Source organism: Bacillota bacterium (assembly GCA_023511455.1).
Classification (GTDB): domain Bacteria; phylum Armatimonadota; class HRBIN16; order HRBIN16; family HRBIN16; genus HRBIN16.
This window is the reverse complement of sequence record JAIMBJ010000008.1, coordinates 53,621-66,816: the sequence shown is the minus strand read 5'-3', so window position 1 is coordinate 66,816 and position 13,196 is coordinate 53,621. Positions and strand designations below refer to the sequence as shown.

General features: G+C 60.2%; 10 protein-coding genes. 2 read left to right on the top strand and 8 right to left on the bottom strand.

Annotated elements, in window-relative coordinates:
* Nucleotides 1-29: 29 nt before the first annotated feature.
* The 4 genes from K6U75_07030 to K6U75_07015 all read right to left on the bottom strand — a co-directional run bounded on the left by K6U75_07030 (nt 30) and on the right by K6U75_07015 (nt 4,535).
* Nucleotides 30-440, bottom strand: coding sequence for a GIY-YIG nuclease family protein (locus K6U75_07030; protein ID MCL6474789.1), 411 nt, complete (start codon nt 438-440; stop codon nt 30-32).
* A 447-nt stretch (nt 441-887) separates the two neighbouring features.
* Nucleotides 888-1,835 carry a ParB/RepB/Spo0J family partition protein gene (locus tag K6U75_07025; protein ID MCL6474788.1) on the bottom strand — a complete coding sequence of 316 codons (948 nt, stop codon included), beginning with the start codon at nt 1,833-1,835 and terminating at the stop codon, nt 888-890.
* Nucleotides 1,836-1,839: 4 nt separating this feature from the next.
* Nucleotides 1,840-2,553, bottom strand: a complete 714-nt coding sequence (locus tag K6U75_07020) for a hypothetical protein (protein ID MCL6474787.1) — start codon at nt 2,551-2,553, stop codon at nt 1,840-1,842.
* A gap of 14 nt (nt 2,554-2,567) precedes the next feature.
* Complete coding sequence (locus K6U75_07015; protein ID MCL6474786.1) at nt 2,568-4,535, bottom strand: hypothetical protein; 1,968 nt, start codon at nt 4,533-4,535, stop codon at nt 2,568-2,570.
* Nucleotides 4,536-4,659: 124 nt separating this feature from the next.
* Between K6U75_07015 and proS the strand changes: the two genes are divergently transcribed.
* On the top strand, nt 4,660-6,099 hold the full coding sequence (gene proS, locus K6U75_07010) for a proline--tRNA ligase (GenBank protein MCL6474785.1): 1,440 nt from the start codon (nt 4,660-4,662) through the stop codon (nt 6,097-6,099).
* A 43-nt stretch (nt 6,100-6,142) separates the two neighbouring features.
* On the opposite strand, the gene K6U75_07005 is transcribed toward proS, so the two are convergent.
* Nucleotides 6,143-7,372 (bottom strand): hypothetical protein, encoded by a 1,230-nt coding sequence (locus K6U75_07005; GenBank protein ID MCL6474784.1) that lies wholly within the window; start codon nt 7,370-7,372, stop codon nt 6,143-6,145.
* 287 nt (nt 7,373-7,659) lie between these two features.
* Between K6U75_07005 and mqnC the strand changes: the two genes are divergently transcribed.
* Complete coding sequence (gene mqnC, locus K6U75_07000; GenBank protein MCL6474783.1) at nt 7,660-8,724, top strand: dehypoxanthine futalosine cyclase; 1,065 nt, start codon at nt 7,660-7,662, stop codon at nt 8,722-8,724.
* A gap of 222 nt (nt 8,725-8,946) precedes the next feature.
* Here mqnC and K6U75_06995 read toward each other — a convergent pair whose 3' ends face one another.
* Genes K6U75_06995 through K6U75_06985 form a run of 3 tightly spaced genes read right to left on the bottom strand, consistent with a single transcriptional unit; the run spans nt 8,947 to nt 12,980 of the window.
* The gene (locus tag K6U75_06995; protein ID MCL6474782.1) at nt 8,947-10,062 is read right to left on the bottom strand and encodes a glycosyltransferase family 4 protein; all 1,116 of its coding nucleotides are present in this window, start codon (nt 10,060-10,062) and stop codon (nt 8,947-8,949) included.
* Nucleotides 10,046-10,969: a Ppx/GppA family phosphatase gene (locus K6U75_06990; GenBank protein ID MCL6474781.1), complete on the bottom strand. Its 924-nt coding sequence runs from the start codon at nt 10,967-10,969 to the stop codon at nt 10,046-10,048. Before K6U75_06990 ends, K6U75_06995 begins: the two co-directional genes overlap by 17 nt.
* Before the next feature lie 22 nt (nt 10,970-10,991).
* Entirely contained in the window at nt 10,992-12,980 is a 1,989-nt protein-coding gene (locus tag K6U75_06985) for a hypothetical protein (GenBank protein MCL6474780.1), read from the bottom strand.
* Nucleotides 12,981-13,196: the final 216 nt, after the last annotated feature.

Here is a 13,196-nt window from a genome sequence, read left to right as displayed (position 1 = left end):
TCACACCTCCGGAAGGGTATCTATCGAGCTTACTCGTTAGGCGCGGGCAGGCAGCCATCCTGCCCCAGATACACCAGATGCGTCGGGCAATGACATTCGCTCGAGCCGAAGCCACGCGCTATCACCCGGGCAGCAGGCAGGGCGAGAGTTTGCCGATTGAGGGCACACTCGCTTCGCCCACCGCCAAGAAAGAGGCGAACGTCTTCGACCACAGCATGTCGCATCAGGTAGTCGATATGCCAGCGCAGGCGTTTCTGTGTGCGCAGGTGGCGGGCGAGGCGCCTCCGCAAGCCTCCCAGCGCACTGCCCGTGTATACATATCTGCCTGCGGGAAATCGAAAGACCCCCAGCGCACCCACTCGCAGGGTGATGTCTTCCGGCAGAAACAGCACCAGTTGATATACCCCACGCTCATTGGGTATGGCATCAAATTGGAACATCTTCGCGTACTCCGTGAACCGGTTGCAGGTTGTGCCGGACAAGCCATGTGGAGGGTGAACCTCCGGGTGAACCTCCCCCACCCAACCTCCCCCCGAGGGGAGGAGTTTTGCGAACCGGCAGGAGCCTCGCTGCCCACGAGGGCATGATTCACCGTTCTTCTGTCAAATTAATACCGCACAAAAAGCGGTATTGGCATTTCCGACAAAACAAGTATTCCCATGGTATACTGCTACCAAGTTACCGCAAGGTATTGTACCTGTTCTGAATCAAAAACTACCAAAAAAGAGCAAAAAAAGAGGTATTTTCTGGTAGAATTCGCGTATAATAATACTAAAGAAACTCGAGTTCGCAGCCGATAATCGTAGTAGCGAACCGAGTTCACCTTCCTTCCTCGGGGTAGCAGGCTTTGCTCTCCTTTCACTGCTACCCCGCTTTTTTGTACCGCCCTACTGCTCCATCAGCTGGTCGATGAGCGTCTCCGCCACAATCAGCAGGGAACGCAGCACCTCCACAGTCTCGACGCGTTGTTCGGGGCTCATTGCAGAGGGTTCCAGATCACCCAGCAGCTCGATAGCCTGGCGCACCACGTCGGCGGGTCGCGATGAAGCCGTGATCGCCGCTGCGGAAGCCGCAGATGACGAGGCTGTCACTGTGGGTGAGACTGCGGCGTGGGTGTCCTCTTCAGGCAGTGGAGGCAATTCGGGAGTGGTCCACTCCGCCCAGTCGGGCGCAGAACCCCGCAGAAGCTCCTCGGCACGCTCTGGCGACATGCGCAGCGCCTTCACCAGTTTGGCGGTCTCGTCGGTGCTTAAACGGTCGCTCTTGATTTTCTCTGCGACCTGCGCCTGCAGTTCCGGCATCTCGTTCAGCTGTTTCAGGAAGCGGGCGTGTTTCTCGGTAATCGCGCCCTCGGCGGGTCGGTTTGGACGGGAGACCACCTGCTCGGCAATCGCCTCGGGCAGCTCCAGCAGCTCCAGCATGTAGCCCACCATGCGCTCGCTGATGCCCAGTCGGCTGGCTAAGTCGCGATTGGAAAGCCCCAGACGTGTCTTTGCTGCCTGCAGGGCGCGGGCGCGGTCGATAGGACGCAGGTCTTCGCGCTGCAGGTTCTCAATCAGCTGGTCGGTGAGTGCCTCCTCGGGGTCCACCTCGCGTACGATGCAGGGGATTTCATACAGTCCCGCCATCTGCGCCGCCCGCCAGCGACGCTCGCCGATGACAATTTGGTACATGTTCACGTGGTGCAAAGGCTTCACCACAATCGGTTGTAACATGCCGTGCTGCCGAAGGCTGTCTGCCAGCCCCTGCAGGCTCTCGGGATCCATCTCCCGACGGGGCTGATCGGGGTCCTCCACGATTTGCGAAACGGGTATCATGCGCACTTCGACTGCCATTTGATTACTCCACCATCACGATGCCTTGCGGCGTAATCTCAAAGGGCAACCACTCCAGCGGATGCGCGACACCTTCCATCTTCTCGATTCGCAGCTCCCGGCGCATTGTCCCACCTGCTTCGCGCACGCGGAAGCGGAAGATGTTGTGCGCCAGCGAGAAGGTAAAGTCCATCAGGCGGTTGGTCACCGGGTCGCGCTCGCTCACCTCGGTCATGATGTCCATGTTGGTCATGCCGTCGTAATGGCACCAGTTGATTGTCCAGTGTTCCACCAGCATCCACTGCTCTTCACTCAGGCTGGTGAAGATATGCTCGAAGTTATCGCCCGCCACGAAGCGCGTGACGCCCCTCCGCGACAGGTCTAAGTCTATCTCCTGCATGGTGTTGAAGTCCGCCAGCGAGAAGTAGCGCACCAGTGGGTCTTTCGGATACTCTTTGGGATGGGGAAACGCCTGAATAGGAATGAACTTACCCTGTTGCTCGTAGGGCGTGATGTCCCAGCCGAACGATGCGAAGTAGCGACGCATGTGCGTCCAGGGGCGGTCAAACACGTCGTAGGAGACGGTTTCCCCTTCCTGCAAGCCTGTCCACAGGAACTGCATGGCAAACACCGTCTTGCCAGTGCCTGGTGGACCGTAAATCAGGTTGCGGCTGCCGCGCGGAATGCCCCCAATCAGCCTGTCCAGCCCCTCGATGCCCGTGCGTTGCAACTCGAACATCCTCCGCCTCCGTCCTACTGTTGCCAGTGCAAACGACCGTTAATCGAGATGGTATAGGTCGCGATTTGCGTGGTCATGGTGATGGTTGACCATATCAGTTCGGCGGTAAACTCCGCCAGAATGATGCCAATCGCCACCATGCGCAATTTGTCGTAACCCTTCAAGCCGTAATAGCGCTGGATGAAGCTCTTTATCACCAGCACCACAATCAACCCAAACCAGAAATAGTCTACCCCAAAGTTCATCGACAGCGCGTAGCCAACGGGATGGAGTGGGAAGCCCGGAACCTGAAACCGAATGGTATCCAGCAACATCACGATGGCGAAGCCGGAGACCACCGCCAGAATGGCTGTGACGTTTACCGGGTTGGGTTGCTCGATAATCTGGCGCGAGGCATATCCGATTTCGCCCCATGCCGCCTGCGCGCCCCGCACATATCCCCGATAGATTTGCGCCACCAACCCTACCGCCACACCGACAAAGATGGCAATCAGCATCGTCCAGAACAGGGAACGGGCGGAAACTCCCACGCTTTCGCCCATTTTGTACGCCTCCAGCTGGTAGGGCATGGGATGAGAACGGTGGATACGGTTGAAGATAAAGAACAGGTGATAGATTCGGATGGTGTCCGCCTGCGACAGCGTTTGCTGCGCTCCCGTTGCCAGCACCAGCTGATGGGGTCCCATGAACGCCATCTCATGCGAAGGTGGCCCCAGCTGCGCTCTCATGCGGGTCAGCGCAGTGCTGAACACCAGAAACACTCCCACATACACCAGCACCAGCCACGGTGACAGCCCGCTGTACAAGCCAATGGTTGCCAGCCCCGCCAGCGACAGGATTAAGCCCAGCAGGGCGTAACGGGGACGGATTTCGTGAGGGGTGGGTGCGGTGTTGTGCTTGATGTGTTGCCACAGCTCGCGCAGGTACGGGCGGGACGCCATAACAGCCCCCACGAACAACCCCAGAAAAGCGCCCCATGTCTGCTCGCTGAAGTAGGGTGGGCTGGGCACCAGCCAGCCTCCCCCGAACACCCCCTGCTCATACCCATACATCGCCATGATAATCTGCACTGCCTTGCGCACGAAGAAGAAAAAGATGCAGCTGAACAACAGGTCGTTGGGCATAAACACCGCAATCGCGCTCATGTAGGGGAAGATACCTATCGGCGTCCAGCCGATGGCGTTCCACGGCGGGTCGGGCAGCCACTCGTTCAGGTTAGCGAGGAAGCGTACCTTAATCATCGGCACGGAAGGATACAGGAAGCTGATGCCGTTGAGCATATCGATAGCGAACATCACCGCAAACGCGCCCCACAGGTAGCGGCTTTTCCATGCGGGGGCGTCGGGGCGGGTCAGCAACATGGGCACCTGAATAATCGGAAACGCCAGCTTCTCGCGTCGGCTCCACTGGTCACGCATCAGCGTGTTGATGCACAGCATGGCGGTGCATACCAGTCCAAACAGCGCAGTCCACGCGAGGATGGGCTTCAGGAAGAGAGGCACGCGGGACAGTGCATACGCCAGATCGAATCCCCCACGACGAAAGTCCTGCAGGAGGGTGGCGTCTTTGAAGTAGAACCACTCGGGCAGGCGTGGCAGGATGTTCTCCGTGTTCCAGGGGTTGGCTTCAGCGAACATGGCATACGAGTAGATATAGGGGAAGTTAATGCCCATCCACTCGGCACAGATAGCGGTGGCAACCGACAGGAAGGCGTAGACCAGCACCAGTTCCCCGCTGCTGAATGCCCATCGCCTGGCAAACTGTCGCAGGAAGACGTTGATGAACGCCAGCACCATCAGCGAACACATCGGAGGCACCAGCAGGGAGAATATCACGTCCACCAGCACATCCGCCGCCCAGTAGGCGTTGAAGGGCAGGAGAATCAAACTGACCAGCAGCGCCCGCACAAAACGCAAGCGAGGCGTGAAGGTAATCGCCGCAGGCGCGTCTTCCACCAGAGGTTTCGCACGTTGTTCTATCACCGCCATAGCTTGGTTAGGTTATATCGGCGGGCGCGGGAATCCTTCTCTTCTCTCAATGCCGCGTTGCCAGACGCCCCGCGTGCGTGTAAAATATTCCCGTGCGAATACTGGAAGGAGGAACAGCATGCCCAAAGAAGGCATTACGCCCCGCTCACAGGACTACTCGCAATGGTATCTGGACATTGTGGAGAAGGCGGAGCTGGCGGACTATTCTGCCGTGCGTGGCTGTATGGTGATTCGCCCGCATGGCTACGCGATATGGGAGCTGATTCAGCGCGAGGTGGACCAGCGCATCAAGGCGACAGGGCACGTCAACGCCTATTTTCCGCTGTTCATCCCCATGAGCTTCCTGCAGAAAGAGGCAGAGCACGTGGAGGGCTTCGCCCCCGAGGTGGCTGTGGTGACACACGGCGGCGGAGAGCCGCTCGCCGAGCCGCTGGTAGTGCGCCCGACCTCAGAGGCGATTATCGGGCACAGCTTCGCCAAGTGGATTAAGTCGTGGCGCGACCTGCCCCTGCTGATTAACCAGTGGGCAAACGTGGTTCGCTGGGAGATGCGCACGCGCCCCTTCCTGCGGACGCTGGAGTTCCTCTGGCAGGAGGGACACACGGCGCACGCCACAGAACAGGAGGCAGAAGAGGAAACCCTGCGCATCCTGCATGAGGTGTACGCCGACTTCGCCGAGAAGGTGATGGCTCTGCCCGTGCTGCGTGGGCGCAAAACGGAGAAGGAGAAGTTCGCAGGCGCACTGCGCACCTATGCCATCGAGGCGATGATGCAGGACGGACGTGCCCTGCAAGCGGGAACCTCGCACAACCTGGGGCAGAACTTCGCCCGCGCGTTCGAGATTATGTACCAGACGCCGGACAACCGCCAGGAGTATGTGTGGACCACCTCATGGGGAGTGTCGACGCGGTTGATCGGCGCGCTCATCATGGCGCACTCCGACGACGAAGGGCTGGTGCTGCCGCCGAAGCTTGCCCCGGTGCAGGTGGTCATCGTGCCCATCTACAAGAGCGATGCCGAGCGGTCGGCCGTGCTGGAATGCTCGCATCGCCTGAAGGAGCAGCTGGCAGAGCGATTCCGCGTCAAGCTGGACGACCGCGACGAGGTCACACCGGGTTTCAAGTTCAACGAGTGGGAGGTGCGTGGCGTGCCCGTGCGTGTGGAGGTCGGTCCGCGCGATGTGCAGCAGGGTACCGTCGCGCTGGCACGGCGTGACATGCCGGGACGAGAGGGCAAAACCTTCGTGCCGCAGGAGGGACTGCCGGAGCAGGTCAGCCAGCTGCTCGACACCATTCACCAGAGACTGTACGACCGTGCCCTGCGCTTCCGCGAAGACCACACGGTGGAGGTCACCAGTTTCGAAGAGCTGAAGGAGGCTATAGAGACCGGCTTCGCACGGGCATACTGGGCAGGCAGCCGCGAAGATGAAGACCGCGTGCAGGCGGAGACCCGCGCGACCATCCGCGTCATCCCCTTCCAGCAGCCCGAAAAGGCGGGCAGGTGCATCCTGACGGGCAAAGAGACCACCCAGCAGGTCATCTTCGCACGGGCGTACTGAACCGGAGCCCCTCTCCGGCGCGCAGGGGGAGAGGGGCGCATGTCTAAAATCGCGTACCAATACCGATAGCGAACTGGTTCAGGTCGGGTCTGGTTGCGCCTCCGCGCGTTTCATTGAGCGTGTACTCCGTTTTGAAATGTGTCAGGCGCGACAGCCGATAGCCCAGACCGAGCGAGTATCTGCGGTACTCGTTGACCTCTACAGGGCTTCCTCCCAGTTTGGCAGTAGCACCGTCCTCCAGCGCAATCTGGCTGAAGCGCAATGCCAGATACACCCGCGGCGTCAGGTTAAACAGCGTCTCCACAAACCCGAAGCTGCCCTTGCGGTCGGGCGCTCCCTCAGCATCGTCCCGGAACCGACCGTATGCCAGCGCCAGTTGCCAGGGAGTGTCCGCCTCGCTGCCGACGACAGGCTTGACACCCTCTTTGCCGTAGCCGTAGCGCAGGTCTACCTCCCAGAAACTGCGACGCCAGCCGGTTGCGCCAGCGGGTGGGTCAAAGACCTCGGCGATGTTCAGGTCGGGCTTGTCCAGTGTGCCGTCCCGCCTGACGAGATTGCCGGTGCGCATGTAAGTGGCGGACAGATGAACCTTATCCGCAACCGGCCCGCCGACCTTCACGCCCCACGCCCACTGTGACGAGGCAGGTGCAAAGCCGTGACTGCCGTTCACCAGTTCGATGGAGTAGCTCCACGGGCGCGAGCCTGCCCCGAGCGGTCCTCGCAGATTCAAGCCCTCGTCCAGCCCGGAGATATGAGATACCGCGTTGGTAATCACCACGTTCTCTATGGGATTGTCTGTCCATGTCTCCTGACCGATATCGAGCTTGTGTTTGCCGATGCGCAGGGTGTGCCCGCGCCAGATGCCTCCCCAGTCTATCAGGTCGATGTAAAGATAGTCCATGCTGCTGGCGCCGGTGCGGCTTGCACTGAAGCGATTGACCAGAACCACGTGCGGCGAGGGCTGGAAGGTAAACCGAACCTTACTGTCAGGGATATCCAGAGTGCGATTGGGGAAACAGCCGTCCGGCTGTGTGCCAAAGACCCCCACAAAGAACCGTCCATCGACCGCGATTTTCGTCTCCCGGTGCGCTGCCGTCGCCGGAGGCAGCCGGGTCTCCTGCGCCTTTTGCAGTTGCTGTTCCAGCCTGTCCAGCTGCGCCTTCAGTGATTCCAGTTCCGCCACCCGCTCACGCAGGCGGGCGATCTCCGCTTGCAGCTCCTGTACCGATGCTTCCTGCTGTCCCCAACTGGTAGCAGTCGGCGCAATGCACATCGCCAACATCCAGAGAAGCACACCCACAGCGCGCCAGACTTTTTGGCCTGCGCTTCGGCAGCAGTAGATTGTCCTTAAGAAGGTTTCCCCCGGCATAGTCACGTACCCCAAGAAAAAGAGTCACAGATGCACAGGCATATTCCCACATTCATCCGGCGTTTCCCTGCCCCCGTTTTGCGCGTGCGCGGCGCGTTTTATTCTTCTCTGTGACACCGCAGGGTATAATGGGATGTAAACGATTTGAACGAGGTAGCACAATGAGTCGTGCTTTAGCCGACCACTCGACCATGACCATAGAACATCTCGCTGATAAAGTGTACTCTGGCGAACCGCTGACTTTCGAGGAAGGCGTGTGGCTGTTCCGCTACCCCCGCCTGCCCGAGATTGCCGCGCTCGCCAATGCCGTGCGGGAGCGCATACATCCCAACCGCATTGTGACCTACGTTGTCGGGCGTATCATCAACTATACCAACGTATGCTGGGTACGGTGCAAGTTCTGTTCCTTCTATCGCGTGCCGGGCAGCGCGGAAGGATACACGCTCTCCATGCAGGAGATTTTCGATAAGATTCAGGAGCTGGTGGACAAAGGCGGGGTGGAGGTGCTGATACAGGGCGGTCTGAATCCCCGCTTGAAGATAGACTATTACGAAAACCTCTTCTCCTCTATCCGCGAGCGGTTTCCGCAGGTCATTATCCACGCGCTCTCCCCGACGGAGATTATCTACATCGCCCATATCTCTCGCCTGAGCATCGCTCAGACGCTACGCCGACTACGTGAAGCGGGCTTGCAGTCTATCCCGGGCGGTGGCGGCGAGATACTGGTGGACCGTGTGCGGAAGCAAATCGCGCCCTACAAGCACACGGTCGACGAGTGGCTGCACTGTATGCGCGTGGCTCACGAAATGGGCATCTACAGCACCGCCACCATGATGTTCGGGCATGTGGAAACGATAGAGGACCGCGTGGAGCACTTACTGCGTATCCGCGAACTGCAGGAACAGACCGGCGGATTCCGCGCCTTCATTGCATGGAACTTCCAGCCGGAGGAGACCGAGCTGTCTCACCTGAGCAAGGCAACGGGATATGACTACCTGCGTACAGTAGCCATCGCTCGCCTGCTGCTGCATAATGTGCCGAACCTGCAGGCATCGATCCTGACGCAGGGACCAAAGATTACGCAGATTGCGCTGGGCTACGGCATCAACGACCTCGGCTCCACGATGATCGAGGAGAACGTGGTATCGGCAGCGGGAAGCAAGTTCATCCCCACCGCCACCGAGATGGAGCGTCTCATCCGCGACGCCGGTTATGAACCCCGCCGCCGCAACACGCGGTATGAACTGCTGGATTGAAGGAGAATGCCACAAGGGCGGCGGTTTTCCCGTATACGGTGCGCCGGCTGAAGAGCGTAAAACCTCACGTAGCCTCATGCAACCGCAGGCTTTCGCCTGCGCATTTTGGAACGCGCCCTGAAGGGTGTGGCTACGTGGACATTAGCGGGTTCCGTCTGTAGTTCCATCTGTAGCCTGCGTGTAAGGGCTCGGCGGGAGCCTCGCCCTCCGGTGGGCGGGGTGCTACCTGGTCGGGCAAACCGCCTCGTAGACCTCCAGCGTGCGCCTGGCGGACTCGCGCCATGAGAAGAGGGAGGCTTGCCGAAAACCGCGCTCGCGCATCTGCTGGCGTACCCACTCGTTGGTCAGCAGTGTATGTAAAGCCTGTGCCCATACCACCGGGTCATGAGCCGAAAGGAGCATACCTGCCTCCCCGACCACTTCGTGCATCACGGGAATATCGCCCGCCAGCACGGGGCATCCGCACTGCATCGCCTCCAGAGGCGGTAAACCGAACCCTTCGTACAGGCTGGGGTACATCAGCGCGTCGGCGGCGGAGTAAAAACAGGGAAGATGCTCGTCGGGCACGTAGCCGGTGAGGACAGTTCTATCCTGCACCTGCCAGCGGATGATGGCTTTCTGCAATTCCTTCATGCCCCAGCCCGGCTTGCCCACAATCACCAGGCGGTGCGGCAGTTTGCCCGGCAGTACCGCCTGCGCAAAAGCCTGTACCGCCAGCGGCAGATTCTTGCGCGGCTGCAGGACGCCCACCATCAGCACGAATGGCGTTTGCAGACCGTAGTTTTCCTGAAGGATTTGTGTGGCAACGGCGCGTTCTACGGGGCGCATCCGCTCGTCTGCCGCGTTGGGAATGGCTATCACCCTCTCGGCGGGCAGGCGATACACGCGCAGGATGTCCTGCCGACTGCTTTCGGAAACGGTAATCACCCGTGCGGCGCGGCGCATCGATGGAGGCACGGTCAGGTTCAACAGCAACCGGTGCTTCAGCGGGAAGCAGTGGGGCATCAGGCGGAAGGAGATGTCGTGCACCGTGGTCACTACGGGCATTCTCAGGCGGGCAGGTACCGTGTACTGCACGTGTGCCACATCTGCACCGTCGGCGTTCGCCGCGTCGGGGAACTGCTTCCAGCTCCACCAGCGCAGGTTTCCAGAAGGGATCACCCGTTGCTTCAGGCGTTCATCGGTGGGCAGGAAGGGGTCGGTAATCGGCGCGTGTGTGTACAACAGCATCTGATGTTCGTGCTGCAGGGCGCACAGCCCGCGCACCAGTCCTAGCCAGTAGGTGCGGTCACCGGTGTAGGCTCCGGTTAAGCATCGGGCGTCAATGGCGATGCGCATGGGCATACTCGTAAATAATTCCCCAGCGAATCCCTCTCATGCTAACCGCAATCGTCTGGGCGTGCAGGCACTGCATGGCGGTCGCGGCGATCCACGCGCCTGCGTGCAGCACGGGAGCGCGTTCCACCTCGATGCCGGGCAACTGCCGACGCTGAGCTAGAGGCAGGGCGCACAGCCTTTCCGCCAGCGACTGCATCTGCGCCTGCGTGAGGGTGGCTCCATGAACCTGCTCGGGGCGGTATTCCGTGTAGCCGGCATGGAGCGAGGCAAGGTTGACAAACGTCCCTCCCACACCGACAAGGTACTCCTCTTCCGCAAGGCGGCTTTCTTGCTGGAGATGCTGGGCTACCGCCTCCTGCAGGGCGCGAATCTGTTCCGCGCTGGGCGGGTCGGAATGCAGATAAGCCTCGGTCAGGCGCACCGCGCCGATGGGATAACTGCGGCTATGGTGCAACGCCCCGGAGCAACCCCGACTGATTTCCGTGCTACCTCCGCCCACGTCCAGCATGGTCAGACACTGCGACCTGGAGGCGAACACCGGGTCCGCCGCGACGCTCAGATAGCTCAAATACGCCTCCCGCTCGCCGGAGATGACTTCTACAGACAACCCCATCTGCTGGCACGCCGCCAGGAACTGCTCGGCGTTTTGCGCCTTGCGCAGCACCTCTGTGCCCACAGCGACCACCGTGTCCGCCTGGTGCTGTCGGGTTTCTTCAAGCAGGTCGCGCAGGGCGTGCAGTGAGCGCTGCATGGGTTCGTCGCTCAGTTTGCCGGTGGCGTTCAAACCTTCTCCCAATCGGGTGATGCGGCTGCGTTCACAGAGGGTGCGTATCTCGTCTTCCTGTATCTCCGCAACCGTCAGCAGGATGGAGTTGGTGCCGATGTCGATAGCCGCAATCCGGAACATTTTGTTCTCCTTCCCTGCTGTGCTAGATGTATATCTTATACGTCTGCACGTCCATCGCTGCGCCGAGAATGCTCCAGAGGCTGCCCATCGTGTAGTCGCCCAGAATCAAGCCGAGGAAGAAGGGCACGGCGATGTTATGCGCGCGCATCCCCCCGTAGCGAATCAACAGCCCCTTGATGACCCACGCGATGAAGAAGTTGAACCAGAAGTAATCCATCGCATAAGAGACCGCCAGCGCGTAGCCTGCGGGATGCAACGGCCACCACAGGAACAGGTTGCGCATCAGCCGCAGGAACACCACCAGGAAAAACCCGCCCGCCATATAGCCAATGCGGGTGGTCTCGCGTTCCACGGGCACATTCATCCAGTTCGTCAGCCAGCCGAAAGACTCCCAGCCCAGCCAGTCCTTGAATCCCACTGCCTTTGCATCTGCCCCCGCGCGGTAGGTGACGTGCAGATTCGCCCAGCAGGTGGCGACAAAGCCAAACAGCGTGGCAATCACGATGACCCAGATGAGCTTGTTCAGTGATTTCGGATAGTGTTCGAACATCTTCATCGCTTCCAGCTGGTTGGGCATCGGGTGTGATCGGTATCCGCGGTTGAACCAGTACAGGGTTTGAATCAGCGTCAGGTCGCGTGCGCCGATGCTTTGGGTGCCGAACAGCGCGGTCATCATGCGGTTGGGGTTGACGAAGTAAATCTCGTGGGGCGTGCCCAGCTCCGCGCGCACGCGGGTGATGGTGATGGCAAGCAGGAAGTAGATGGCAAAGAAGGTTACCCCCACCCACAGCGACAGCCCCAGCTGCTGCGCGAAGACGATAATCACCAGCAGGCAGACCACAATCAGCCCAAACGCCCAGCGGAAGCGCCGGCTCTCTTCGGGGTCGTCAGGGTTTTCTGCCCACGCCTGTCGCCAGGCGTTGACGAAATAGCGTCTCGCCCCATAGATAACCACGATGCCCAACGCAGTCCACGCGCCCGCCGCCTGCTCGGGAAAGAAGGGGAAGCCCACGTTGGTGGGGGCATCCCAGCCGAACACCGCGCCCACCACCTGAAACAGCTTGCGCGCCACGTAGAAGAACCAGCAGGAGAACTGCAAATCCAGCGGCGTGAAGAACGCCAGCCCGATGCCAAAGGGATACATGCTGATGGGTGTCCATCCCACTGCGTCCCACGGGCGGGTGGTGATGTGCTGGCGCAGGTCGTAGAGCTTGATGTACTGGATGTAGGGCACAGACGGATACAGCCAGTGGATGCCGTTCAATCCGCTAATCGCCATCGCCAGTGCGAAGCCCGCCCACATGGGCTTCTGACGGAAGAAGGGCACGCCGCCGATATGTCCCGTCATCGCCATCGGCAGCTGCACGATGGGGAAAACCAGTCGCTCATGCTCCGTCCACGAGCGGCGCAGCAGGATGTTGACCCCCAGCATGACGCCAATCAGGGCGAGAATCAGCACCGCCCACAGCAGTAGCGGCTCCAGAAAAGGCTGGATGCGATGCCAGCGATAGGGTGAGACGTTGCCCTGATAGAAATCCTTCAACACGTCTTCGTCCCGCACGAACAGCCGCCAGGGCACATACTCGAACCACAATGCCTTCCAGTTGTTCTCTGGGGTGGCAAACTGCACGGGATGTCCCAGCACACCAAACATGTTCTGCAGCATATCGTGCGCTGCCAGCGTCGAGGAGATGACCAGCATGACGTATATCGTCAGCAGCTCGCCCGGTGTGAGGGCAGAACGCGGGCTGAACCACCGCCAGAACAGGTTCAGGATAATCAGCACGAATAGCATGAAGATGGGTGTAATGAACAGCGGCAGGGAGGTACCGTCCAGTGTGTACAGGCGCACCTCCACCACCGTAATCCAGAAGCAGTTGATGGCAATGAGGGGCAACCCCAGCAGTACCGCCCGCAGTGTGACCACGCGGGGCGCGGGGACTTCGGCTTCAACTATTGCTTCTCTGGCTCGTCGGGCAGCGATTCGACTGGCGATACTGTGCAGGAACAACGTCTCCTCCTTTCATGTTGGGAGTTTGTATGCCCTCACCCCCAGCCCCTCTCCCGACGCTGCGGGAGAGGGGAGTATTGTTTTCCCCCTTCCCTCGCAGGGAAGGGGGCTGGGGGTCAGGTCAGAATCCTTTTCCACACCCCTGTCCGTCGATGCAAACATTCGGAAACAGACCGGCGCATTCCTGCCGCAGCTCTTTGGAGCCAGCCTCTTCCC